Origin of the sequence: Hyphomicrobium sp. CS1BSMeth3 (assembly GCF_900117415.1) — a bacterium.
Lineage (GTDB): Bacteria > Pseudomonadota > Alphaproteobacteria > Rhizobiales > Hyphomicrobiaceae.
Map to the genome: position 1 here is coordinate 366,163 of NZ_FPEI01000006.1, position 25,020 is coordinate 391,182.

Below are 25,020 nucleotides of genomic sequence, written 5' to 3' on the forward strand. Positions count from 1 at the left end.
TATACAATGAACACCGTGGCCGGTGAGAATGCGCCGCTTCAGCGCGCGCTTCAGCAGCCCTTGATGCTGGGGCTGTTCCTGCCTCTTCAGTCAGGCGCATGGAGTCCGTCGACGGCCCCGCGCGGGACGTCTTGGTCCTTCGACTACAATAAGCGCTGCGCCGTGCGCGCCGAGGAGTTGGGTTTCGATCTCGTGTTCGGCCTCGCCCAGTGGCTTGGAAAGGGCGGTTACGGCGGGGGGATGAAATTCCGCGAGATGTCGACTGATCCGCTCATCGTCACGGCGGGTCTTGCGGCCGCCACGAAGCGTGTCCTGCTGATTTCGACCGTACATGTGCTCTATGGCTGGCACCCCCTGCACCTAGCGAAGTTTGGCGCGACGATCGACGAGATGAGCGGCGGGCGCTGGGGCCTGAATGTCGTCACGGGGTACAAACCGAGCGAGTTCGAGATGTTCGCGCTCGCGCCGATCGAGCATGATCACCGCTATGTCATGGCGGACGAGTTCGTCACGCTTTTGAAGCGTCTCTGGGAGGACGGCGAGAACGTCACCTTCGACGGCCGATTTTGGAAGACGAAGGAAGCCTTCGTGGCGCCGAAACCGAAGCATGGCCGCTGCATACTGGTGAACGCGGCCTCGTCCGGCGCCGGCCTTGCCTATGCCGTCAAGCACTCGGATCTGATCTTCGTGACGAGCCCCGCCGGCGCCGATCTCGACAAGGCCTGCGCGTCGCTTCCCGCGCACAACGCACGTATCAAGCAGTCCGCGCGCGAGCAAGGGCGCGAGGTGCGGACTATCATCAACCCGCATGTGATTTGCCGCGAGACCGAGGCCGAGGCGAGGGCTCATCTCCAGAGCATCATCAAGCATGAAGACAAGGTTGCCGCCGAGAATTTCTTCAAGATGATGATCGGCGGGGATCAAGCTTCATGGAAGAATTCCCAGCGCGAGCAGTGGGTGGTTGGCGGAAATGTTCATATCGTCGGCAGCCCCGAGCAGGTGGTCGACGGCTTCAGGCGCTTGAAGGAAGCCGGCTGCGACGGCATCCAGGTTAACTTCTTCGACTTCCTTCCTGACCTCGAGTTCTTCGGCAAGCGTGTCCTGCCCCTCATGGAGCAGGCCGGACTGAGGTTGCCGGTTTCTGCTGCTCTGTCCCCAACGGAGGCCTCAGCGTGATCCGCTCTGTCCCTCCGCCAGTCGAGCGCCCGCCCCCCACGCACGACCGTCCGATGAGATGCCGCTTGTGCACGAAGGACGTACGATGACGGAGGCAGGGATGGCTGGCGAAGCTAGCAAGCAAGCGCAAAAGCCGCTTGCAGGTGTGCGGGTTCTTGAGTTCGGGCAGTTTGCAGCCGGCCCATACGCAACCCTTCTCCTCGGCGACTGGGGTGCCGACGTTGTCAAGGTCGAGCCACCGGGAGGGGAATCTCTGCGCGGGTGGCCCCCGATGGTCTCTGGCCCCGACGGGCAGTACAGCTTGAACTTCGCGTCGGTGAACAGGAACAAGCGCAGCATCGTACTCGATCTCAAGGACGAGAAATCGCAAGATACGGCATGGCGCTTGATCGAGAACGCGGACATCCTCCTTGAGAACTACAGGCCCGGCGTGATGCGGCGCCTCGGTTTCGGGTATGAGGAAGCGAGCAAGCGCAATCCCAGATTGGTCTACTGTTCAGTGTCCGGCTACGGCCAGACCGGCCCCTATGCGCAACGCGGCGCATTCGACGTCGCCGTGCAGGGCATGAGCGGGATGATGAGCGTGACCGGCGAGCGAGAAGGGCCACCGGCCAAATGCGGGGTGCCGGTCGCCGATTTCGGCACGGCGACGATGGCGGCTCTCGCCTGCGTGGTCGCGCTTCGATCCGCCGAGCAAACCGGCACCGGGAGCCGCCTCGACGTATCCATGCTGTCGTGCATGCTCTCGATGGCGGCACTGCAGACGAGCGAGTACTGGGGGACGGACATGGCGCCTGCCCGACTGGGCTCGGCCCATCCTCGCAATGCTCCCTACCAGGCCTTCCAAGGCAGCGACGGCAAGTGGCTCATCATCGCGGCAGGTAACGAGAAGCTGTGGCGGAGCGTTTGCGATATCGCAGGTACGCCAGAGCTGCTGGATGATCCACGATTCTCCACCTTGGCCGCGCGTGCGAAGAACCAAGTCGCGCTCGCAGATACGCTCTCACCCGTGCTCGCGACGAAGACCGCCGACGAGTGGCTGAAACTACTGGACGCCGTCGGCGTGCCGGTCGCGCCTATTCTTGATTACGCCGAGGCCCTCGCCGATCCTCACGTGCTCGCGAGCGGGCTGATCGGCTCGATGAACCTCCCGAACGGGGCGAGCACGCCGACCGTCGGTAATGCGGTACGAATGACGGGCTACCACTTCTCGGTTTTCCAACGGCCACCCGGAGTGGGCGAGCATTCCGAGCAAGTCCTCACCGAGTGGACGCCGTGATCTGGATGCGCGCTCTGACGGGTCCCCTCGACGGCACCGGCGACATGGTGGTGCGCACGACACTAAGTCTCTCGGCGTGCGAAATTCGCCTCAGCCGGCCGGATCGCGCAAATGCGCTGAGCCCCACGCTGGTGGAGACGCTGATGCGCGCCGTGACCCGCGCGTATTCGGACGGTACGCGTCTTCTGGTTCTCCGCGGCGAAGGCCGGAATTTCTGCGCTGGCTTTGATCAGAGCGACGCGGCGACCATCGACCATCTCGAGATCTCCGCGCGCACAATGCAGATCGAGGCGCTTCTGCAGCTTCTTTGGCAGGCTCCCTTCGTGACAGTCGCCCGGGTGCATGGTGCAGCGTTCGGTGCCGGCGCGGATCTGGTGGCGGCCTGCGATTACCGGCTCGGTACGGATGGCATCCGGATGGCTTTTCCGGGCTTTCGGAAGTTTGGCGTCACCTTGGGCACGCGCCGCCTTGCTACGCTCATCGGTAGCGATCGGGCGTTCGATCTGGTTCTTCGCGGTCGCACCGTTGACGCGGAGGAGGCCATCTCAATGCGCCTGCTCACCCACCGCCTAAACGATGAAGGTGCTACCGCCTTCATCCGACAGCTCGCATCGGAAATCGAAGAGCTTGGAACGCGGCCATTTGCTGCCCTGCGGGAAGCCACGCGAGGGGAGGGGGCTGCGGCCGGCGACCTCAGCCGTGTTGTTCGCTCGATTGGGGAGGTGAACTCGCCCTAGTTCGAGCTTGGGCAATATTCGTCGAACCGGCGCCTCGAAGTAGTGCCTGTGCTGAAGCAATCATAGAAACCATAGAACATGGGGAAGGAAACAACGATGCGAAGCATTACACTCGCCATAGGTGCGTTGATTGCCGGAAGCGCCGCTGCGTGGTCGGCAGAAACATATCCATCAATGAACCTGAGGCTTGCTCACAGCGTGCCGCCGACCACGGCTCAGTCCAAGATCGAACAATGGTGGGTGGACGAGATCAACAAGCGATCCGGCGGGAAAATCAAGATCCAGATCCTCTGGGCCGAGAGCGGTGGAAAGTCCACCGAGATCATCGAACTCGTAGGCAGCGGCGCGATCGAGCTCGGCGCGACGCCGGCCTCGTACTATCCCTCCGAGCTCCCTTTGAACGGGGTCACGACCTCGTTGCCGATGATCTTCCGCGACAACGCAGAGGCGGCTCGGGTGCAGGACGGCTTGATCGCCGATGTTCCTGCGATGAGAGAGGAGCAGAAAAAGAACGGCGTTTGGTCGCTGTATTGGAACAGCCTCGGTCCTTACCGGGTCTTGTGCAAGATGCCGATTACCGCCCTAGCGGACCTCAAAGGCAAGCGGATGAGAAGCTACGGTGCCTACGTTCCACATATGTGGAAGGCGCTCGATGCGGTTGGCGAGGTCGTGCTCACGAACGAGGTCTACGAGTCGCTGGATAGGGGACGCCTCGACTGCACCTACTTCTCATACCAGCTTATCGTGGACCTGAAGCAATACGAGGTTGCGAAGCAACTGAGCACTGCCAACTTCGGTGCGCTGTCGACCTGGCCGGTTTGGGTGAACTACGATCTCTGGCACAAGAAGTGGCCCGAGTCGGTCAAGAAGCTGTTCACGGAAGTCAGCGCCGAGGCAGCTGCGCGGTCGGTCAAAGCGATTGCTCAGGCAGAGGAAGAAGCGCTAGCCTTCCTTCAGAAAAATGGCGTGCAGGTAGTCGAATTCAAGAATCAGAATGAGCTGAACGCGCGCGTTCCGGATATGCGCGCCTTCTGGCTCGAGCAGATGAAGGAACGCGGTCTCGGTGTTCCAGCGCAGCAGGTGTTCGACTACTGGGTAGCAAAGTCGCCCAAGTAGGCCCATCACGTACACTGGCGCGGGGACGCTTACGAGCGTCCCCGATATCTGTGAGGAGACCCCGAATGCTTCGGGCTATCAATCGCGCGATCTCGCTGCTCAGCCAGCTCTGCTTCATACTTTCTGCAGCGGCTCTTTTCGTGATCGCGGCCTATGGCGCCGCAGATGTGGCGGTCGCGGTCGCAGGCGGTGGCGGCTTGCCTGTCACGCGCGAGGCGTCGTCAGTTCTCCTGGCCGCCGCCGTCTTTCTTTCGTTCGGATACTCGCAATACAGGCGCCAGGACATCCGCGTCGACGTCTTGATCGAGCTCTGCCCGTCTCGGGTTCAACGGCTGTCCCTCCTCCTTTCTCTGATACTGGGCATCTTCGTGTTCGCCGTGCTCACATGGCAGTCCTGGGAGCTGTTCCTCCGGAGCTGGCGAGTGGGGGAGACTGCGGTCGCCCTCGTGCGGTTTCCGATCTATCCCGCGAAGCTGGCCCTTGCGCTCGGCAGTCTCGCCGCGACTCTCGAGCTCACCCGTCAATTGGTCATTTTCTTCTGCGGAAGAGCCGCGGAGCCGACGGGCGCAGGAGAAAGCTCGGACGCCACCGCAGGTACCCGCGCCGGTCTGAAAGATATCTAAGGCAGGGACGCCGTCCACTGTCAGGGGGAATGTGGCTTGGAAACGCTGGCAATCGGAATCTATGGGATCGGCGCGCTGCTCGCGCTTCTCGCTTTCGGAGTGCCTGTCGCCATCGTGCTCGCTACAGTCGGGGCCGCTGGGCTGTGGTTCGTCGGTGGGCAACCGCTCCTTCTGACAACCTTCCGTACGTTGCCGTTCGGAGTGGTGAGCGACTACCAGTTTGTCGTCCTGCCGATGTTCATTTTCATGGGCACTCTGGCCGCGAGAACCGGGCTGGTCTCGGAACTTTACAATGCGGCGTACCGGTGGATGAGCCGGCTGCGGGGCAGCCTCTACATGACGACGACGCTGGCGTCGGCCGGCTTTGCGGCCATTTCGGGCTCGACGGTCGTCAATGCCGTCGTGTTTACCCGGATGGCACTTCCGGAAATGCTGCGACACGGCTACGATCCGAAGCTGAGCAGCGGCTGCATCGCGGCCGCGGGGACGTTCGCGGCGCTCATCCCGCCATCGATCATCATGGTGGTGTATGCTGTCATGACTGGCGAGTCGGTCGGGCAGCTGTTGATCGCCGGCGTCGTGCCAGGACTTCTGACGGCCGGCGCTTACGTGCTCGCGATTCCGGTTCTCGTCCGGCTGATGCCGGATGCCGCTCCCACGACCCTCGAGCGATTTTCGTTTAGCGAGCGCTTGGTCAGCCTGAAGCCCATCTGGGCCGTCATTCTGCTTTCCGGCGTAGTTCTCGGCGGCATCTATGGCGGACTGCTTTTTCCGTCTTCGGCGGCCACAGTCGGTGCGGCCGGCGTCCTCTTGATCGGCCTTGCACGCCTGCGGATTGGCTGGGCGGACCTGCGAGACTCCCTTGAAGAGACCGCGTCGCTCACCGGCATGATATTCTTCATCATCATCGGTGGATTGATCTTTTCGCGTTTCCTCGTCAACAGCGGTGTGACCGGAGAGTTCAACGATTTCCTGACGTCTTCGGGCATGACGAAGGCAGCGTTCCTCGCCGTCATCGTGGTCGTCTATCTCATTCTCGGCTGCCTGATCGACAGCCTCTCGATCATGATCGTGACCATGCCGATCGTATATCCGCTCCTCAAGCCTTTGGCCATCGACCCGATTTGGTTCGGCGTTCTGATTGTCAAGCTGATCGAGCTCTCGACCATAACGCCTCCCGTCGGGCTGAACTTGTTCGCCGTCCTCACTGCGGCCGAGGGAAAGGTCTCTACCCGACAGATCTACATCGGCGTGCTGCCCTTCGTCCTGATCGAGCTGATCGTGCTCGCCGTGCTCATTGCCTTCCCCGAGATCTCGCTCTGGCTGCCGGCCCAGATGAGTGGGAAGTGATTTATGCCTCGGCGTCTGCCTGCTTGATGAGTGCCACAGTCAGTCGGGGCGTTCACCGGACAAGTTCCCAACATGTTACAGGCCTAAATCGTCCACTCCTGAGGTGCCGGCGCCTCGGCAGCTTCTTCGGTCGATTCCATTTACGGGCATCCAGGCAGAGAGATGGTCGATGCCTCGCGAGCGCAGATCGATGTCAGCTTCCGCAAAAGGAGCGGCCCTCACGAAGACGCAACTGCAACAAGGCCCGGCTGGACACCCTTGGATGCGGGCTTCGGAACTTGGGCCGCAGCTCGCTGCATCGACGGCGGCTCTATCGCGCGTCCTGCTGGATCATGTCAGAAGCCTTCTCGGCGATCATGATCGTGGGGGCATTCGTGTTGCCCGAGGTCAAGGTCGGCATGATCGAAGCGTCGACGACGCGAAGGCCCGATATGCCCCTCAAGCGAAGACGATCGTCGACGACAGACATGTCGTCGTGGCCCATCTTGCAGGTTCCCACAGGGTGATAGATCGTCGTCGCGGACTGGCGTGCAGCTTCCAGCAGCTCATCGTCGGTCTGCAGATGGGGGCCTGGTGCGTACTCGGACTCGATCACTTCTGCCAGAGGCGCGGCTGAGGCGATCTTGCGCGAGAAGCGCATTCCCGCCACCTGCGTCGTCCGGTCTAGTTCGGTCGCAAGATAGTTGGGATGAATCGCCGGATAGGCAAAGGCGTCCGCAGACGTCAGCAGAATTTCACCGCGACTCTCCGGTCGGAGCTGACACGTCGACATGGTGAAAGCGGAGAACTTATGAAGACCCGCGCCGAGCTTGTCGGCGCTCAATGGCTGGACATGGTACTGGATATCAGGCGCCTCCAGTCCAGGCCGCGTGCGCACGAACGCACAGGCCTGGCTCGCACCCATGGCCAGCGGCCCGCGCCGCGTGAGCATGAACTGAATGCCAGCCATCGTCCGGCCGACGATATTGCGAACCTCGTCGTTCACGCTGATCGGCCGATTGAGCTTGTAGACGATGCGCACCTGCAGATGATCCTGCAGGTTCTTGCCGACGCCCGGATGGGGGGCGACAACTTCGATGCCATGATCCTTGAGATGCGCCGGCGGTCCAATGCCCGACAGCATGAGGATCTGCGGTGAGCCTATGGCGCCGGCGGAAAGTATGACTTCGCGCCTAGCTCTCACCTCGTATTGCTTGCCATCGAGTGCATACTGGATGCCGACCGCGCGCCCGTTCTCGACAATGACGCGTTGCGTGTGTGCGTTCGTGCGGACGCCGAGATTGCCGCGTCGCTTCGCGGGGCGCAGGTAACCTGCCGCTGTAGAACAGCGCAGTCCATTACGCGCGGTCAGCTGGAAGTAGCCGGCGCCATCCTGCTCCTCGCCATTGAAGTCACCCGTGCGCGGCACGCCCACGGCTTCGGCTGCATCGATGAAGCGCTCACATATCTCGCGCTCGATCCGCATATTGCTGACACCGAGGGGGCCGCCCGCTCCGTGATAGTCGTCCGCTCCTCTTTCCTGATCCTCCGCGCGCATGAAGTAGGGAAGCACGTCGTCGAATCCCCAGCCTGCACAACCGAGCTGCCGCCAATGATTGAAATCGGAGGCGTGCCCGCGAATGTACAGAAGGCCGTTGATCGAGCTCGAGCCGCCGAGAACCTTCCCGCGCGGCCAATCGAGGCTGCGTCCGCGGAGACCCGGACATGGCTCGGTCTTGAACATCCAATCGGTGCGCGGATTGTGCATTGTCTTGAAGTAGCCAACCGGGATGTGAATCCAGATGTAACGGTCGTTACCGCCGGCTTCGAGCAGCAGCACGCGCGCGCGGCCGTCGGCCGAAAGCCGATTGGCGAGGACGCAGCCCGCCGAGCCGGCCCCCACGATGATATAGTCCCAATCCCCGTCCATCTGTCTGCCCGTCTATTCTGCCGCTCGCGCGCGCTGAACTTCCACCACCAGATCCGTCCCTATTGAGCCGTCCAGCCGCCATCGACGATGAGCGAGCTGCCCGTTACGAAGCTCGACGCATCAGATGCCAAGAACACGATCGGACCGATCAGCTCGCGGGCTTGTCCAAAGCGCCCGAGCGGCGTCGTCTGGGTAATGCGGTCTCGCACTTCCGGCGCGTGCTGGCGCGTGAGCGGCGTGTCGATGTAGCCGGGCGCGATGGCGTTCACGCGGATGCCGTGCGGCGCGAGTTCGAGGGCGAGCACGCGCGTGAGCTGCACGATTGCAGCCTTGGCTGCTGCATAGGGTGCAACGTTCTGAGCTGCGACATGCCCCAGCACGGAAGCAATATTTATGATGACGCCGCGTTGGCGCTCTTTCATGCTTCGCCCGACGGCGCGACAGAACAGGAACGTGCCGCGCACGTGCACCTCGTGCAGTGAATCGAACTCGGCGAGCGTGTAGTCGATCAGCGGCTTGCGAATGTTGTGACCGGCATTGTTCACCAGAATATCGACCGGGCCAAGACCTTCGAGCACCTGCTTCGTCGCGCTCTCGACATCCTCTTCGATGTTGACATCGGCGCGCACGGCAAGCGTGCGCGTGCCGCAGCCGGCTGAAATCTCTCGCGCGCAAGTCTCAGCCGCAGTGATGTCACGGTCGACAATGACGATGTTCGCACCATGGCAGGCCAATCCCCATGCCATCGCGCGGCCGAGGCCCGAACCACCACCTGTGATCAACGCGATCCGGCCAGTGAGATCGTTCTGGCTGCGCACGCTTTCGACAGATGGCAGGGCCGTCAGGAGGTCCTTCATTTTCGCTCTCCGCTGCTCAATAGCTGGCCCGACCGCCGCTCACGTCGTAGCAGGCGCCCGTGACAAAGCCGGCCTCGTCCGAAAGCAGGAATGCGATGATGTTCGCAACTTCATCGGCGCGGGCGGCCCGCCCCATGGGAATGCGGCTGATCGAGTCCTTGGAGAACCAGTCCGGCATCTCACCCTGCATGCCGGTCGACTCGATCAGAGAGGGGGCTACGCAGTTGACACGAATGCCGTGCGTGACCAGCTCCTTCGCCCACGACTTCGTAAAGCCGATCACGGCCGCCTTGCTCGAGGCGTAGATGGACATGTCCTTGGGACCATCCTTGCCTGCCACCGATGCGATCGTGACGATCGAGCCCTGGCGCCGCTCGATCATGTGCCGCGCCACTATGCGCGTGCAGGCAAAGACAGAGCGCACGTTGAGATCGAACACACGATCGACATCTTCATCGGTGGTTTCGATCAGCGGTCGAATCGGACCGAGCATGCCCGCGTTGTTCACCAAGCAGTCGACATAGCCGAACTGCGCGATGCTCCGCTCGAGCAGTTCGTCGAGCGCCTTGTCGCCGAGAACGTCAGCTTCGATGGCCACCGCCGTCCCGCCCGCCTCGACGATCGATGCTTGCACCTTCCGCGCGGCAGCCATGTCGTGGTCCGCGATCACAACCGAAGCGCCGCGACCAGCCAGGCCCTGCGAAATGGCCTTCCCGAGGCTCGCCGCGCCGCCTGTCACGATCGCGACGCGCCCGGAGAGCGTGGGATGCATAGGAGCAGACATTTGACCGTTTCCCCTCAGCATTTGCGTGATGAGCACGCGCGTTTTTTGCGTAGAGAGCGCTGAGCGCCCACTCAGTCTGCTCTTGGCACCCAACACATACGTTCCGTTCAATGGAACGTAATGCTTCAATATTTGACACGGAAGAAAACTAGTGATGCAGTTCGATTGCTGTCAAGGCACGCACGTGCGCCGCAAGGTGATGGAACGCACGGTAGCTTAGGGGAGGTATTGCGATGGATGCAGCTCTTGGGTGCATCAAGGGATCTTTGACGACATTGGCCGGCTTTGGCCTCACGCTCGCCGTGTCGCTCGCGCCGATGACGGCGGCGGCACAGGACATTCCGTACATCAAGAAGACTCAGAAGACGATGCGCCTGGCTCACGGCGTCGTCCCGGGATCGCCGTACGATCTCGGTGCCCACCGGTTCGCCGAGCTTGTCGATCAATACACCAAGCGCGCAATCCAGGTGAAGATCTTCCCGAATTCTCAGCTCGGTCTCGAGCAGAACACGGCCAAGGACGTGCAGCTCGGCACGCTCGATCTCACGCTGGTTGCGATCAACAACGCGTCGATCTGGTACAAGCCGCTCGACGTCACGATCATGCCCTTTATCTTCCGCGATCGCGATCACGCCAACGCGGTGGTGAATGGACCTGTCGGCAAGGAGCTCTTCGAGGGGTACCGCAAAGCTTCCGGTGTGCGCATCATCTCGGTCTTCGAGTGGGGCGATCGCGCGATCATCAATAAGATCCGGGCGATCAACAAGCCGGATGATCTGAAGGGCGTGAAGTTGCGTTTGCCCAAGAACGAGGTGATGCTCGACAGCTACGCTGCACTTGGCGCCACCACGGCCGCCATCGATTGGGGTGAGCTCTATACGGCTCTGCAGCAGGGTGTCGCAGACGGCCTCGAAGGCCCGCCGCAAGGCATGATCGACATGAAGTTCACGGACTTCCTCAAGAACTACTCGTACATCAATATTTTCTATGGCCTTGCTGTGATCCTGGTCAACGACAAGGCGTTCCAGGCAATGCCGAAGGAGCACCAGGAGGCCATCACGCGGGCGGGTTTCGAGGCCGGCGAGTATCAACGCTGGGTTTCCGCCGTGTCGCATCTCGATGGCCTGAAAAAGCTTCAGACCGTCGGTGTGAAGGTCAATGTGGTCGCGGATCGCGAAGCCTTCGTCAAAGCCGTTCAGCCCGTCTACGACAAGTACCGCAAGGCAATTGGTGAGGAGTGGTTCAAGAAGGTCTCGGAAGCCAAGTAGTTCCTGGAGAACCCGAGTGTCTCGCGCGGCTACATGTGTTCGCCCGCGCGAGCGCTTGTCTCATCGGCGGCACAGACTCCCAAGAGACCTGCGATGCGCTTACTCAAATGGCTCGATAATTGGTTCGAGCAAGCCGTTCTCGTCGCGCTTTGCACAATTCTCGTGGCCTGCCTGTCGTACTCGGCGGTCGTGCGCTACTTCCTCAGTCACCCGGTTCTGACAGGCCTCTCGCACAAGGCCGAGGAGCTGGCGATCTTCGCCTTCGTATTTCAGCTCTATTTCGGCGCCGTACTGGCAACGAAAGAGCGCGCGCATTTCCGAGTCTCCGCTCAGCTCGACTGGTTGCGGCCGCCGTTTCGGCGATGGCGTTTTGTCATCGGCGACGTGATCTGGCTTGGTTTCAATCTTTTCGTCGTTTGGCAGGGGATCGTGCTCATCGGCAGTGCGCTCGAGAGGCCCGAGCCCTCAATGGCGCTCCAGATCCCCATGCAATGGATCTACATGGTCATTCCGTTGACGTTCGCGCTCACATGTTTCCGCCTTGTTCAAACCTACATGAGGCCGGAGCCCGAGGATGACGATCCCATGAAGAAGCAGCTGTGAGACTGTCATGCTCGCGGAATTTTTCACCGAAGCCCACATCACCGCGATAGTCTTTGGAACGCTCGGCATCGCACTACTCCTGGGCATTCCGATTGGCTATTCGCTCGGGCTTGCGACATTGGCCGGATTGCTGCTGACGCCGATCCCGCTCGTGTACATGGCGCAGTCGCTTTACACCGGTGCCGGCCTCTTTCCGCTGATTGCAATTCCCGGTTTCATCCTGGCCAGCGAACTCATGATGCGAACCGGGCTCACGGATCGCATTGTTCGCGTCGCCTACATCGCTGTCGGTAATGTCCCCGGCGGTCTGGCGGTAGTGACCATCATCTCATGTGCGTTCTTCGCGTCGCTCTCGGGGTCGGGTCCCGCGACGACGGCGGCAATCGGCGGCACGATGATCCCGACGATGATCCGGGCGGGATATCCCGCGCCGTTCGCCGCAGCGGTTGCCGCGACAGGCGGTACCCTCGGCATCCTCATTCCGCCGTCCAATCCGATGATCGTCTACGCGGTCATGACGAAGGATGTCTCGGTGATTGGCCTGTTTGCGGCCGGTGTCCTTCCAGGGCTCCTGTTGACGTTCTCTCTCGTCGTCATGTGCCTGATCATCGGCAAGAGAAACGGATACAAGGCCACGGGGGAGAAGTTTGCACTCCGGCCATTCTTACATGCGGTATGGGACGCGCGCGTCGCACTCGTCATGCCGATGGTGGTTCTCGGAACCATCTACACCGGCGCAGCGACGCCAACAGAATCATCAATGCTGGCCGTCATCTACGCGATGGGGGCCGGCTTTGCGACACGACGGCTGTCGTTTGCCGATATCGCCCATTCCATGGTAGCGGCAGGCAAGCTGACAGGCGCGGTCCTGATCATCATGGGGCCGGCAATGGCCTTCGGAAAGCTGCTGACGCTCTATCAAATTCCGGAGGAGATCGCGAACGGGTTCATGTCGCTCACGCAGGATCGCATCCTGATGCTGATGTTGTTTGCAGCATTCATGGTGCTCTGCGGCATGTTCGGTGAATCCTTGAGTCTGATCGTGCTCCTGACGCCGATCTTTCTACCGATCGTGATGAAGCTCGGCGTCGATCCCGTTCAGTTCGGTATTCTCTTCGTCGTACTGTGCGAAGTCGGCTTCCTGACGCCACCGCTCGGCGTGACGCTATTTGTCGCTTCGGCGATCAGCAAGGTTTCGATCGAGCAGGTGAGCAAGGCCGCGTTGAAGTTCGTCGCACTGCTTCTGGCCTTTGTGATGCTGCTGATCCTCGTACCGTGGGTCTCGACGGTCGGCTACAAGTGGGGCATCGGCTAGCGCCTCACTTACCGATCCGATGTGGCAACATCGCCTCCTGAAGGGGCGTCGGATTGCCGACGCTACTCGCGGCCTGCCGCAGTTTTGAGTGACGAGCTTGTCGGCTTCCGGCCTATCGCTGCAGGGCGTCTGCTTTCAAAACTGTAGCGGCCGAACCAGGCACTGAGATCAAGTGTGGACCTGCCGACCGGGCCATGACTGCTTTCTCTGCAAAGCTCCGAGCGCGTATCCGGCATCCAAATAGCGGTCATCGATCTCCGCACGATCGAGCCCCATGGTGACGCCCCTGTTGCGGGCTTGCGAGCTGGTTCTGGTGTTTCTCCTGACGCATGAACGTCACGCCCTACCAGCCATGGCCATATCCCACCAGAGGCCCGTCATGCCGATCACGCCCTGACGCGCTATCTCGACCAGCATGTGCTCATCTGGGCCGTGCTGACCACAGGAGTTGTGTCCGTGGGGGACCCACACCAAAGGCAAGCCGAGCAAGTCCTGAAAGACATCACCCGGCATTCCGCCAGAGGTGCAGGGAATGACCTGGATATGGCGGCGGAGCGATCGGCGTAGGCTCTGCTCGGCAAAGGCGATCCAATGGGATGTCGGATCTATAGCGCTGGCGGGCATATGCACACCGCCCTTCTCAATACGAACCGCTGAGAAGCCTTCACGGTCGAGATGCGCACGTAGGGCCGGTAGAAATGTATCGGGCGGCGTTGCGGGCGTATAGCGGATCTGGCAGGTCGCCCGCCCCGTTGGAGTGACTGTGTTCTCCGGCGCGTCAGGCACACCGCTCTTCATGGCGAGCACGATAAATGCATTCCATGCGTAGAGCTTCTCTGCTGGGAGCAGCCCCGGCTCCCCCCAGTCTGGCTCGACGGTTGCGTCATCTGTTCCACCATCCAACGGACAGGCGCGCAGGAGCTCACGTATGTCGGGGCTCGGCCCTTGCCCACCATTCGGCAGCCAGTCGCGAACCAGCACCTTCCCCCGCTTGTCGCAGATCGAAGCAATGGCGTTGCTCAGAACCACACCAGGATCGGTCGTCAAGCCACCCCAATGACCCGAGTGCACTTTGCGGGAGCGCGGAGAAACGACGAGGTCGAAGCGAAAACTGCCACGCGATCCGGCGGCGACTGTCGGCGTGTCGGGAGCTGCACGGGGGCCGTCGCTTGCCAGGAAGACATCGCCGGTGAGACGAGAAGCCATCGTTTCGACGTAACGGCGAAGGCCCTTCGACCCAAGCTCCTCCGCACTTTCCAACACGAGCTTTATATTGAAGCCTAGCCGGCCGCCGCGCGCCTCGAGGACGCTCTCGAGCGCAAACAGGTTTATGGCATGTTGGCCTTTGTTGTCGGCTGAGCCACGTCCGTACCAGCGGTCCTTGTCGCGCTGTAGTTTCCAGGGCCCTGCGCCGCAGGTCCATGCGTCGTCCATACCCAGAACGGTATCGGCATGACCGTAGGTGACGACTGTGGGCAGATCAGGCCCCTCAAGACGTTCGGCCAGAAGAATCGGCCCTATATTCGCCAGCGGGTTGGGATGGATCTCCACCGTAAAACCCATTTGGCCGAGCCAGGGGGTCATCTCATCGGTGAAGTAGCGCATGATCTCGGACGCATATGCGGCGTCGTGGGACGTGCTTTTCACTGCAACGAGACGGGCCAACCGCGCCTCGAACGCGCCGCCGTCAAAACGCTGCGCCGTAAGTGCTAAGACAGCGTCCCGCTGTGTCATTCGACTTCTCCTAGTTCATCATCGTGGGAGACATGCCCGATACGACGAGCGGAAATACTCCTGTGCATTGCACCTTGCCGTCAACCTGACAGCCCGGCAAACTGAGCGCCCACGCTTGGAGGCGAACATGACCTCAGGACAATCCACCGAGGCCGTTGCAGACGGCGTCTATACGACCACCTGCTGGGAATGCTCGGCCTACTGTGGCGCGCTCGCCACCGTCAAAGACGGCAAGGTCGTCAACTACGCGCCCAATCCCGCCAGCCCACATTCCGCGGGTGCATTCTGCATCAAAGGTATTCGGGGGGCGCCGGGCTTGACCTACAATCCCAACCGGCTGCTGTATCCACACCGCCGCATTGGTGCGCGGGGTGAAGGCAAGTGGGCGCGCATCTCGTGGGACGAGGCTCTCGACGAAATTGCCGATCGCCTCGCCGAAGTCCGCCGCACCTATGGACCTGAAGCCATCGTCGGCGCCACGAGTGGCGCTGCATTCAGCCGATCGATCGTCACAGCCCTCATGCTGCGCTCCATTGGCTCGCCGAACTGGATGATCAATCAGGATCTGTGTGGCGGCTGTCGCGCCGTCTCGGGAAAGATCACCGGCCTGCCGATTGTCCGAGGGGAGGATATCGACAACACACGCTGCGCCTTGATCGTCGGCCGCAATGCGCAGATCGCCGATCCTGTCGAGTGGGCGAAGCTGAAAGCCGCGAAGAAGCGCGGCGCCCGCATGATCGTGATTGACCCCAAGCGCACGACGGCTGCGGAGCTTGCAGACATCTGGATGTGTCCGCGGGTCGGCACCGATGCTGCCATCGCGCTGGCGATGATGCACGCGCTGATCAGTGAGGGACTTTACGACCGCCAGTTCGTGCACGAGCGATGTCATGGCTTCGAGGCGTTGGCGGAACGTGCCGCGCAATTTCCCCCTGATACGACCGAGAGACTAACGGGCGTGCCAGCGCAACAGATCGTCGAAGCCGCCCGCACATACGCCGACGGTCCATCGACGTTCGTTTCAGGCCACGGGATCGATGCGGCGAGTAATGGCGTGCAGACATTTCGCGCCTTTCATGCGCTTGCAGCCATCTCTGGAAACATCGACCGGCCCGGTGGCAATCTGCGCCAGCGCACACCCAAAGGTTTCTCCAGCTATCTCGAACTGCTCCACCGACCGGAGCATCGATTGCCCGCCGATGTCGAAGCGCGCACTATTGGCGCTGACCGCTTCCCCCTCTGGGCTGGCCCGCGTGGTTGGCAGACCGCGTGCCACAACCCGTCGGTGATCGAGGCCATGCTGACAGGCAAGCCGCATCCCGTGCGCGCTCTCTATGCCAGCGGTGTCAACATTCTGGTGACGTATCCCGACACGCGGCGGACCATTGCCGCCCTGCGCTCGCTCGACTTCGTCGCCGTCGCTGCCCACCAGATGACGCCCACAGCGGAATGGGCCGACATCGTGCTTCCCAAGACGACAACGCTCGAAGAGGAAGAGGTGATGTTCGTGCCATCGGGGCCGACGGTCGTCTTCACGCGAGCTACGGTTCCGCCGCAGGGCGAAGCACGGACGGAGATCGGCATCGCAGCGCCGCTTCTCGATCGCCTCGAGGCGCGACAGGCGGTGACGGCGCGCCTGATGCCGTGGCGCTCTCAACGCGAGCTCAACACGCATCTCCTCGGCGACAGCGGCATTACGATCGAGATGCTGGAGGCCGAGGGCTTTCATCAGGTGTCGTCCGATCCGGTCCCGTCAAGTCGTCCGTTTCCCACGGGCACGGGCAAGATCGAGCTCTACTCACCTCAGCTCGAAGAATTGGGACTCGATCCACTGCCGGGTTATGTCGCGCCGGAGCGAGAGGGGAAGACAGCAGACATCCGCACGCGATATCCGCTGGTCGTTGTCACCGGCGATCGCGAAAAGAGCTACCACCACTCGCGCTTCCGCGACCAGCCTTGGGCCCTCAAGGTGTCGCCCGATCCGCACCTCTTCATGCACCCCGATACGGCACGCGCCCAGGGTCTGGACGATGGCGACTGGGTGCGCTTGGAGGTGGCAGAAGTAGCGGGGCACTGTCGGCTGAAGCTCAAGCTTTCCGACACCCAACAGGCAAATGTCGTCAGTACGGGCATGGGCTGGTGGCGCCCCATGGAGCCGGCGCCCGAGCATGGCGTGCTCGACGTAAACATCAACGCCGCGCTCAGCTACAGCGGCCCTTACGATCCCATCTCAGGCTCGTCCGATATCCGCGGGCAACTTTGCCGCGTCGAACGGATCAGCTCTAGTTGATCGTCGCGCGTCATTTCAATGTCGCTGTGACCCTGCTGCCAGGCTGCCTAAGCGATGGGGTGATCCTACATACTCTTGCTGCTTTGGAGCTGCCTATGAAAGCGAAGACGTCGACGTCCCGAACCAATAGGCGCGTGACACGAACATGACTTCGGCCACCATCAGTGAACTATTCATCCGTGCCGTCGAGGCGATCTACGACGCCGCGCCGGCGCCGGAGAAATGGCCCATGGCGCTGCAGGCGATCGCCGACTGTTTTGGCGACATCGGCACTCTGATGATGTGGCATCGCGACGATGGCGGCTTCGGCACCATTGTCTCACCGAGCCTTATCGCGGCTCAAAAGGACTACGAGGAAAACCAGTGGTACCTGCGGGACCTTCCCGCCCAGCGTCTTGTCGAGAGAGGATACTTGTCGCACAGCGATACGATTGTCGAACGCGGCGCCATAACCGACGAGGAGATGGCGACTCATCCGTACTACACGGAATTTTCCGCTCGCCATGGCATTCGCTGGCGCATGGGTATCGCGATTGCGCCCGATCCGCGCATTGTCGTCTGGATGGCCCTGCAGCGTGGACCGCATAAACCTCCTTTTGCGGACGACGAGCGCGAGCTGGCGGCGCGTCTCGGTCGCCATGTCGAGAAATCGCTGCGGCTCAGCATCCGCCTCTTCGATGCGGAGTTGACAAATCTCGGTCTGGGCGACGCATTGTTGCGGCTTGGCATTGGGGTGTTTGCGTTGGATGCGCTGGGCCGCGTCGCATTTTCCAATCCCGCCGCCCAGCGGCTGATCGGCGACCAGATCCATCTCGTCAACGGCGCACTGCGGATGGGCACAGGTTCGCAGCGCACCGAAATCGAGGCAGCCGTCGCGCGAGTGCTGAAGGGCGAGATTGGTGTTTCCGCCGATACGAAGCCCATTCTCCTGCATCGTGCGTCGTCCGACCGGCCGCTCGTGGTCTATCTGCTGCCGATCCGATTGACGGCGCATGCCGCCGCTCAATTCCTGACGCATACTCGGGCGATTGTCCTCGTCATCGATCCCAGGACGGACGAGCCAGCCGATCCGGGGGTTGTGCGGGACGTCCTGGGCCTCACTCTGGGCGAGGCTCGCGTCGCAGCTCTGGTTTGCACCGGGCTCAAGCTGCGCGAGGCTGCGGACAAGCTCGGCATTGCCGAGGAGACGGCACGCTCGGTCCTCAAGCGCGTGTTCTCCAAGGTCGGCGTCTCGCGCCAGAGCGAGCTCTCGGCACTATTGACGAAGCTTGTGCTTCGGTAGCGCCCATTTCTGCTGCCGACGAAGAGATCGCCACCGCGTAGGGGATGCTGCCGCAATTCACAGCGAACCTGTTACTCCCAGAGCAAACGCGCGTCAGCGTCGTAGCCTCCGCGCATCGCGAACGCTTCGGTACCTTGCTTCTTCGGCTGCGGTCATGGGCGTCCCATCGACATGACAATATGATCGCTCCATCATGTCCTTCAGCCATTCCGGGTTTGGAGAGCGAGGTCTCAGCTGGTTCAGAGCCGTTGCGCAGTGAGCAGACGTTGCGCTTCCAAACTGCACGCCCCCGGTTCCGCCCCCGGTACCTGCATCTTTCAAATACGCTTCCGCCTTGGTCCGATCTGTGGCGCTTAATCCCGCAATGTACTCGCGTCGCCTGACGGGATCATTGCGGAGCGCATCGAGCTTTCGACGAACGGCGTCCGAGAGCCCATAAGTGGGGCGCCCCTTAGCACCGCCATTCGGTTCCTTTGCACCGGTCTCGTTGCCCTTGTTCCCCATGTGTATTTCCTTCAGAGGGGCCGCGGGCGGCGGGTTCGTCGCCGTTGATCTGTTGGGCGAATCTGGTGGCAGCCATCGACTACCCCCGGAGCTATCGCGGTGTGGTTGACTTGTCGGGGCGGGAGAGGGCGCTATTTTCTTCTCGAGTGCGGCGATCTTCCGATCAATATGCTGCAAGAAGCTCGGATAATTCTGGCAATCTATGTCACGAATTATCCGCCATAGAGACAGGTGTTTAGGAAAGTCATTCTTTTCAATTTTGTCAAATCCATACGTCCCCTGTTCAATGCCTTCCTCAACTCCTTGAATTTCCCTGCCGCACACCACCCGCGTTGAGTTCTTAAGCGCAATGTCCGCCTGTTTCGCGTCACCTACCTCCAAGTACTGTGAGTGGGCAACCAAGTATGCCGAGTGGGCGTCCGAATAGCGCTTGCCCTGCTCATGGCGGCGAGCTTCCTGCATGCTTTTGTTTGCCAGATCCCTGATATTTACAGACAGGGCCCAATCAATTTTCGCACGTTCTTTCTGGATGTCGAATGTGGGTGGCTGCTTAGCCTGCGGCCGTGGACAGGGAATAATCCGACTGGGAATCGCGCCATTTTGAAGCTCGCGCTGGGTGAGCGTTTGCGATCCGCAGCTATTGCTGAACGTTGCGACGCCTCGCGCCTGATCAACCTGGGTGTAGACTTGTGTGCCGTTGATTGTTTGATATCCCCTTTGAGCCATAGCGTAAGGCGTCGCAAGGCTCACACCTGTGCAAAGGATCGCGGCTCTCCCCAGTAGGCGCATCATAATCGCCATTGCCTGCCCCTCATCGTCGATTTCTTTGCCCGCGTATTGTCACCTCAAGCACAAGTTCAGATTTGCCTTCGCCTGAGGACCAATCCCCAGTTTAAAATTTGCGCGCTTCTCAACAGCAATCATCCCCCATTTGGGTGATGCGCTATCGCCGATCATCGTGTGGTGAACATGCCCGGTGAGGCAAAACGGGAGCTGGCTCGGAGGTGCTGCCCTGGGTGAACTTCGCCGATGCAGGCAGAGCCAGCAGCCTCGGCGTGTCGTGCGACACCGTGCGCAGCCAGCTCAAGTCGGTTCTCGCCAAGACCGGTGCATCTCGCCAGGTCGATCTCGCCGCGCTGCTCGTCGGCGCGGGCTTCCCGCGCGAATAGGCCACGCACGACGACGAAGCTCGTGCTTCGGTAGCGGCGCATCACCCATTTGGGTGATGCGGGCGCCTGCCGACGCGCGCGAACTTCGGGGCGCTGCTCACCGCCGGGGAGCGGCGCAGTGCGGACAACTAGGATGTTCACCCGCAGTGCTTCATTCGGCTTGCGACAAGGGAGGGAAAACGATGGCGGGCACAAGCTACCGTAAGAGAGCAAGGCGCGTCGGCGCCGTGACCGGGGGCATGATATTGTTCGCGACGGCCATTGCGCTGGCGGACGGTGGGCAGGCGGAATCGCTGCTCAGGCTGGCGCAGGCGGGACCGAAGGCCGCGAGCACACCGGCAGCGCCCAGGGCGGCGCCAACTTACATTTTGGTTTTCTTCGACTACGAGAAGTCAACCTTTGGGCAGTTCGCCCAGCCGTTGGTCGACGGGATTGCGGAGCAGTTCAAGAGCACCGGCGCGAGGGAGGTTCGCATCGTCGCCCACACCGACGCCGCGGAGCGCAATAGTGACGCGCTATCCCTGGCGCGCGCTTCGGCGCTGCGCACCGCGCTCATCGCCAAGAGCGTGCCGTCACAGGCCATCGCAATCGTAGGAGCCGGGGCCACGTCGCCGCTCGTGCCGACCGCCAAGGGTGCAAAGGAGCCGCAGAACAGGCGTGCCGACGTCTCGCTCGTTCCGTGATTGTCCGAGCGCGCGCGCTTGGAGGGCGCATACTGGTATCTCAACTTTGAAGGTATCGACGCCAGCAGGCTGGTGTGCGGAGGGTAAGGCAATCCAAGTTCCGATCTCGCGAGGCTACTGGTTGAGAGCATCGGTCGAACGAACCTTGCGAGGGGAGTCCAGGAATGCGCATCGGGGAGACGTTTGCGCGCGGAGTGAGTGCATTTAAGGGCAATGGACAAAACAGTTGCCGAACTGCAAGCAACGGCTGGGCTTGGGGCGGCGTCTCGTGTGAGCGCTTTCGCTGACACGCATTCATCGAAGCGAAGAAGCTGGCAGCACCTGCGTAACCACATCATTCGTCACGGGAGGTCCAATATGGGAATAGGACTTGCGGCGCTTGTCGGTTTGATTGTCAGCTATGCGATCTTGAGAAACTCGGGGTCATCCGGACGGCACGTTCTCGGCATTGCGCTCGGTGCCTGCGCCGCGGCACTGATTGTGCTCGTTGCTTTTCAAATCAACTATCCTCTCGGCATGACCACTTCGATCCGCAATCGTGCTCTTGAAACCTACATGGTGTGGGGAGGTCTGGCTGCCATAGTATCTCCTGTCTTGGGGGCTGTGATCGCGCGCGTTTCCCGCGCTTCGCGCACTTAGTGCCGACAGGTCGCCAATCGGCGGCAGCTCCAGGGGGCAGTTCGATCCTGCTAAGATCAGGTCTTACCCATGATACTTGCAATATGGGCATTGATTGCGGTCGTAGTGATCATATCGGCGCTGCTCATCTACATCGAGCATGAGTGGGGACTTGTGCTGGGCGGCTTAACGAGCGTCATTCTGGTCGTCAGCTACTTCTCGGTCGAGCTGCTCATGCGCACGCCGCTTGTGGTTCTTCTGCCGGCATCGAGTTCGCCGCTGGACGCGATGACGATGACGGCGGGCGTGCTCTTGGTGGTAGCTCTTGTCGGGATCGCCTATCTTGCGGGCCGCAGCCGGATCGGTGAAGTCCCACCGATAAAACGTGCTGCCGCCAAGGTGACAGCCGATGCAGTTGTGCCGCTCGAGGTCATGCGGCGTCTGCGGCGGTGGATGCGTCGCAAAATAGGCGGGTGAGCCGACGACAGCCATTTCCTCCGAACTCGCTCGTCTTGCGCCCGACGAGCTCATGGGCGAGGTGACCTCCGGCGCGAACCTGCTCGGCTTCGTCGGTTTGATCTGCGGACCGCTCATGTTGGCAATTGTCGCGAGCAGGACGGGGAATTCCTCCTGACTGCCGGACAGTTGGCAGCATTCGGCTTGTTTGCAGTACGACGCGATCGGCTTCCACCGTGAACCCGCCGGAGCGAAGGCCCATCAGGATGCGCTCTAGGATTGCCCGATCGCCAAGGGCCGAGAGGGGCAGGTGCGGAAAACCCTCGATCGTAAGGCCGTTGGTGGTCATGGAGCGATGCCGGTGATTGCTGCCGGGCGCCTTGCGTAGGCAGCAATAGCAGGGCTGCTGTCATGCTGATAGTGGTGGCTCCAGTATCGACTACGTGATTGCATCTGACGTCGCGGGGAACCTTGTGACACCGCGCGCGACCAGATGAACTAGAAGTGGAGCCGATGCTGATTATTGACGCCAAGGCGATCCCGGCATGGAATCGCGCCGTGTTCGAGGATATGCGCAAGGGACGGTTGAATGCGGTCAATCTCATATGCTCGATATGGGAAGATTTCGAGCAGTCAATGCGAAGATTGGCGGAACTCAAGTCACTCATCGCGGACAACAGCGATATCCTTTACCTCGTCCGCGAGGCGGGGGAGATCACTCGTGAGGAAGGCCGCACGGGCGTCATTGTCGGCTGGCAGAACTCGAGTGGTTTCAACGATCACCTGCCGTTTGTTGGTCTTGCGGCGGAACTTGGCCTGCGGATTGTGCAAGTCGCCTTCCTGACGGCAAATGCGGCGGCGTGCGGCGCCAACGAGACGCACGACCGAGGTCTATCAGATTTCGGTCGAGATCTTGTCGAGGAACTCAACGCGCACTCGATCGCGATCGATATTTCTCATCTCCATGCACAAAGCGCACGTGATGTCGTGGCAGCGAGCAAGGCGCCAGTCTTTTTCGCTCAGACGAACCCGGCCGCATTAAACCCGATGAAGCGAAACAAATCGGATGAGGACCTGCGGGCTGTGGTCGACAAAGGAGGTGTGGTGTCGGTTGCGTCTTTGCCGCCGTTCCTGGGGCGGGGGGATGACTCAAGCATCGATGATCTCGCTCAGTCCATTTCCTATGTCCTCAATCTGGTTGGGGAGGAAGGGGTGGCGATTGGAACCGATATCACGCCGGGCCAGCCGCGTTCGTTCTACGAATACGTGGGCCGGGATAAGGGCTTCGGCCGAGAGCTCTCAAAGTTCCGGAAGTTGCCGGTTCTGCCCGGGCTTCAAACATTCGGTGACTACCCCAATCTGATTGCGGCGCTCGAGAGGAAGAAGCTGACTGCGTCCCAGATCGAGCGTGTGATGGGCGCGAACCTTCATCGCTATTTCAAATCTGTCTGGGGCGCCTAAGGGGGAATGGTCATGACGTCCATCCACAAGAAGTCGATCGTCATCGATGGCCTTGTCATCTCGAACTTCACTCGGGACGTATTCGAGGACATGAAGGCCGGCGGCATCACGGCCGCAAACTGCACATGCTGCGTATGGGAGAACTTCGAGCAGACGGCGCTCAATGTGGCGAAGTGGAAGAAGCTGTTCCACGACCACGCAGACATCATCACGCAGGTGCACACTGTTGCCGATATCCAGAAAGCAAAAAGTGATGGCAAGGTCGGCATCATCCTGGGCTGGCAGAACTCATCCGGTTACGGCGACCACCTCGAGGCCGTGCGTCTGTTCGCTGATCTCGGTATCCGGATCGTCCAGGTCGCCTACAATACGGCGAACTCCGTCGCGTGCGGATGCTATGAAACCAAGGATGGCGGGCTCACTGACTTTGGGCGCGAGCTTATAGCGGAGATGAACGCCGTCGGCGTGCTTGTTGATCTGAGCCATGTGGGTTGGAAGTCAACGCAAGACGTTGTCTCCTGGAGTAAGAAGCCGGTCGCCATCACGCATTGCGCACCGGCAGGACTGAAAAATCATCCGCGCAACAAGACCGACGAGCAACTGAAGCTCGTTGCCGATGCGGGAGGTTTCATCGGTGTGACGATGTTCCCCGCGTTCTTGGCGCGAGGTCCCGAATCTGGTGTCGAGGACTATGTTGAAGCCATTGAGTACGTCATCAACTTAATTGGCGAGGAGCAGGTCGGTGTCGGCACGGACTCGACTCAGGGGCACGATGCTGAATTTTTCCGCTGGATCACGCACGATAAGGGCTACGGCCGGAAACTTGTCGGTTTCGGCGATGTGCTTGAGCTCAGGGATTTTGAGCGCCTCGGCAAGTTTCCCAATCTGACGGCGGCGATGGAGAAGCGCGGTTGGGCGGCGAGGCGCATCGAGCGCGTGCTCGGGCAAAATTGGATCAGCCTGCTCAAACAGGTTTGGCCGGCGTAGGTGTTGTACGCCGCCGGAATTCACGTCATGGCGACGAGCGCCGGATTGCGGCTATCGCCATACAACTAGAAAGGCAACACCATGCTGCCCATTCCCGCCGACATATTCACCGAGCCCGACAATGTTGCTCCGGACGGGCTGGCCAATCTCGGGCCCCTGCGTCGGTTGGCCGGCGTTTGGCAGGCCGACAAGGGCATCGATATCAACCCCAAGGCCGCGGGGCCGGAACGCCGGGTGTTTCGCGAGCACATCCGGATGGACCCGATCGATCCGCAGACTAACGGACCCCAGCTCTTCTACGGACTGCGCTATCACATTCACATCAACACGCCCGAGGAGAAGATCACGTTTCATGATCAGGTCGGCTATTGGCTCTGGGAGCCGGCGACAGGCCTTATCATGCAGAGCGTGACGATCCCGCGCGGCCAGGCTCTCCTCGCGTCCGGACACGCAAAAGCGGATGACAGGACAATCTCCGTCAAGGCGACGCGGGGCGACACGCGCTACGGCATCTGCTCCACCGAGTTCCTGGACGAGGCTTTCCGTACGACCAGCTACTGCTGCGCCATCTCCTTCAACGATGACGGAAGCTGGACCTACGACATCCAGACGGAGCTTGTGGTCAAAGGCCGCGAGCAGCAGCCCTTCAACCATCATGACACCAACACGCTGAAGCTGGTCGAAGCGCCAACACTCAATCCGCTGGCCGTCATTTTGCACCAGGGCGCAAAAGAGAAGTAGCTCTCGGTGAATGAAGGAGATGGCGAGAGAGGCGGATATTTCAAGAAAGATTCGATATATCAATGAGATAGGAAAGGC

The 25,020-nt window shown here is 61.0% G+C and carries 23 protein-coding genes; 18 read left to right on the forward strand and 5 right to left on the reverse strand.

All coding sequences use genetic code 11. The features are described 5' to 3' along the window. Positions 1 to 6 precede the first annotated feature (6 nt). The 6 genes from CS1BSM3_RS16805 to CS1BSM3_RS16830 all read left to right on the forward strand — a co-directional run bounded on the left by CS1BSM3_RS16805 (position 7) and on the right by CS1BSM3_RS16830 (position 6,281). Positions 7 to 1,176 (forward strand): LLM class flavin-dependent oxidoreductase, encoded by a 1,170-nt coding sequence (locus CS1BSM3_RS16805; protein ID WP_072388818.1) that lies wholly within the window; start codon positions 7 to 9, stop codon positions 1,174 to 1,176. Between the two features lie 100 nt (positions 1,177 to 1,276). Next, on the forward strand, positions 1,277 to 2,455 hold the full coding sequence (locus CS1BSM3_RS16810; protein ID WP_072393890.1) for a CaiB/BaiF CoA transferase family protein: 1,179 nt from the start codon (positions 1,277 to 1,279) through the stop codon (positions 2,453 to 2,455). Then, complete coding sequence (locus CS1BSM3_RS16815) at positions 2,443 to 3,192, forward strand: enoyl-CoA hydratase/isomerase family protein (protein WP_083528661.1); 750 nt, start codon at positions 2,443 to 2,445, stop codon at positions 3,190 to 3,192. Before CS1BSM3_RS16810 ends, CS1BSM3_RS16815 begins: the two co-directional genes overlap by 13 nt. A 96-nt stretch (positions 3,193 to 3,288) precedes the next feature. Then, the gene (dctP, locus tag CS1BSM3_RS16820) at positions 3,289 to 4,308 is read left to right on the forward strand and encodes a TRAP transporter substrate-binding protein DctP (protein ID WP_174263708.1); all 1,020 of its coding nucleotides are present in this window, start codon (positions 3,289 to 3,291) and stop codon (positions 4,306 to 4,308) included. 65 nt (positions 4,309 to 4,373) lie between these two features. Then, complete coding sequence (locus CS1BSM3_RS16825; RefSeq protein ID WP_072388822.1) at positions 4,374 to 4,931, forward strand: TRAP transporter small permease; 558 nt, start codon at positions 4,374 to 4,376, stop codon at positions 4,929 to 4,931. 36 nt (positions 4,932 to 4,967) lie between these two features. Next, entirely contained in the window at positions 4,968 to 6,281 is a 1,314-nt protein-coding gene (locus CS1BSM3_RS16830; protein WP_072388824.1) for a TRAP transporter large permease, read from the forward strand. Positions 6,282 to 6,591: 310 nt separating this feature from the next. On the opposite strand, the gene CS1BSM3_RS16835 is transcribed toward CS1BSM3_RS16830, so the two are convergent. Genes CS1BSM3_RS16835 through CS1BSM3_RS16845 form a run of 3 tightly spaced genes read right to left on the reverse strand, consistent with a single transcriptional unit; the run spans position 6,592 to position 9,831 of the window. Then, positions 6,592 to 8,190 carry a GMC family oxidoreductase gene (locus tag CS1BSM3_RS16835; RefSeq protein ID WP_072388826.1) on the reverse strand — a complete coding sequence of 533 codons (1,599 nt, stop codon included), beginning with the start codon at positions 8,188 to 8,190 and terminating at the stop codon, positions 6,592 to 6,594. A gap of 59 nt (positions 8,191 to 8,249) precedes the next feature. After that, positions 8,250 to 9,047 carry an SDR family NAD(P)-dependent oxidoreductase gene (locus CS1BSM3_RS16840; protein ID WP_072388828.1) on the reverse strand — a complete coding sequence of 266 codons (798 nt, stop codon included), beginning with the start codon at positions 9,045 to 9,047 and terminating at the stop codon, positions 8,250 to 8,252. A gap of 16 nt (positions 9,048 to 9,063) precedes the next feature. Beyond that, positions 9,064 to 9,831 (reverse strand): SDR family NAD(P)-dependent oxidoreductase, encoded by a 768-nt coding sequence (locus tag CS1BSM3_RS16845; RefSeq protein WP_174263709.1) that lies wholly within the window; start codon positions 9,829 to 9,831, stop codon positions 9,064 to 9,066. A gap of 233 nt (positions 9,832 to 10,064) precedes the next feature. Between CS1BSM3_RS16845 and CS1BSM3_RS16850 the strand changes: the two genes are divergently transcribed. From CS1BSM3_RS16850 to CS1BSM3_RS16860, 3 genes are all read left to right on the forward strand, one after another. Then, positions 10,065 to 11,099 carry a TRAP transporter substrate-binding protein gene (locus tag CS1BSM3_RS16850; protein WP_072388832.1) on the forward strand — a complete coding sequence of 345 codons (1,035 nt, stop codon included), beginning with the start codon at positions 10,065 to 10,067 and terminating at the stop codon, positions 11,097 to 11,099. Positions 11,100 to 11,192: 93 nt separating this feature from the next. Continuing rightward, positions 11,193 to 11,702 carry a TRAP transporter small permease gene (locus CS1BSM3_RS16855; protein WP_072388834.1) on the forward strand — a complete coding sequence of 170 codons (510 nt, stop codon included), beginning with the start codon at positions 11,193 to 11,195 and terminating at the stop codon, positions 11,700 to 11,702. A 7-nt stretch (positions 11,703 to 11,709) separates the two neighbouring features. After that, positions 11,710 to 13,017 carry a TRAP transporter large permease gene (locus tag CS1BSM3_RS16860; protein ID WP_072388836.1) on the forward strand — a complete coding sequence of 436 codons (1,308 nt, stop codon included), beginning with the start codon at positions 11,710 to 11,712 and terminating at the stop codon, positions 13,015 to 13,017. A 336-nt stretch (positions 13,018 to 13,353) separates the two neighbouring features. Here the strand turns inward: CS1BSM3_RS16860 and CS1BSM3_RS16865 are convergent, their stop codons facing one another. Then, positions 13,354 to 14,751 (reverse strand): M20/M25/M40 family metallo-hydrolase, encoded by a 1,398-nt coding sequence (locus CS1BSM3_RS16865; protein ID WP_072388838.1) that lies wholly within the window; start codon positions 14,749 to 14,751, stop codon positions 13,354 to 13,356. Between the two features lie 127 nt (positions 14,752 to 14,878). On the opposite strand from CS1BSM3_RS16865, the gene CS1BSM3_RS16870 reads away from it, so the two are divergent. Together CS1BSM3_RS16870 and CS1BSM3_RS16875 are read left to right on the forward strand one after the other, a co-directional pair. Further along, complete coding sequence (locus CS1BSM3_RS16870; protein WP_072388840.1) at positions 14,879 to 17,041, forward strand: molybdopterin-containing oxidoreductase family protein; 2,163 nt, start codon at positions 14,879 to 14,881, stop codon at positions 17,039 to 17,041. 145 nt (positions 17,042 to 17,186) lie between these two features. After that, a complete protein-coding gene (locus tag CS1BSM3_RS16875; protein ID WP_072388842.1) occupies positions 17,187 to 18,323 on the forward strand; it encodes a helix-turn-helix transcriptional regulator in 1,137 nt (378 codons plus the stop codon). A 93-nt stretch (positions 18,324 to 18,416) separates the two neighbouring features. Here CS1BSM3_RS16875 and CS1BSM3_RS28040 read toward each other — a convergent pair whose 3' ends face one another. Continuing rightward, entirely contained in the window at positions 18,417 to 19,628 is a 1,212-nt protein-coding gene (locus CS1BSM3_RS28040) for a hypothetical protein (RefSeq protein WP_143149248.1), read from the reverse strand. A 215-nt stretch (positions 19,629 to 19,843) separates the two neighbouring features. On the opposite strand from CS1BSM3_RS28040, the gene CS1BSM3_RS28045 reads away from it, so the two are divergent. The 7 genes from CS1BSM3_RS28045 to CS1BSM3_RS16900 all read left to right on the forward strand — a co-directional run bounded on the left by CS1BSM3_RS28045 (position 19,844) and on the right by CS1BSM3_RS16900 (position 24,942). Further along, a complete protein-coding gene (locus CS1BSM3_RS28045) occupies positions 19,844 to 19,996 on the forward strand; it encodes a helix-turn-helix transcriptional regulator (protein WP_210188797.1) in 153 nt (50 codons plus the stop codon). A gap of 245 nt (positions 19,997 to 20,241) precedes the next feature. After that, positions 20,242 to 20,679, forward strand: coding sequence for an OmpA family protein (locus CS1BSM3_RS16880; protein WP_174263710.1), 438 nt, complete (start codon positions 20,242 to 20,244; stop codon positions 20,677 to 20,679). Positions 20,680 to 20,892: 213 nt separating this feature from the next. Then, complete coding sequence (locus CS1BSM3_RS28050) at positions 20,893 to 21,318, forward strand: hypothetical protein (RefSeq protein ID WP_143149249.1); 426 nt, start codon at positions 20,893 to 20,895, stop codon at positions 21,316 to 21,318. A 69-nt stretch (positions 21,319 to 21,387) separates the two neighbouring features. After that, a complete protein-coding gene (locus tag CS1BSM3_RS28305) occupies positions 21,388 to 21,774 on the forward strand; it encodes a hypothetical protein (protein WP_174263711.1) in 387 nt (128 codons plus the stop codon). A 492-nt stretch (positions 21,775 to 22,266) separates the two neighbouring features. Further along, complete coding sequence (locus CS1BSM3_RS16890) at positions 22,267 to 23,214, forward strand: dipeptidase (protein WP_072388848.1); 948 nt, start codon at positions 22,267 to 22,269, stop codon at positions 23,212 to 23,214. A gap of 6 nt (positions 23,215 to 23,220) precedes the next feature. After that, entirely contained in the window at positions 23,221 to 24,201 is a 981-nt protein-coding gene (locus tag CS1BSM3_RS16895) for a dipeptidase (protein WP_348532905.1), read from the forward strand. An 81-nt stretch (positions 24,202 to 24,282) separates the two neighbouring features. Continuing rightward, the gene (locus CS1BSM3_RS16900) at positions 24,283 to 24,942 is read left to right on the forward strand and encodes an FABP family protein (RefSeq protein WP_072388850.1); all 660 of its coding nucleotides are present in this window, start codon (positions 24,283 to 24,285) and stop codon (positions 24,940 to 24,942) included. Positions 24,943 to 25,020 lie beyond the last annotated feature (78 nt).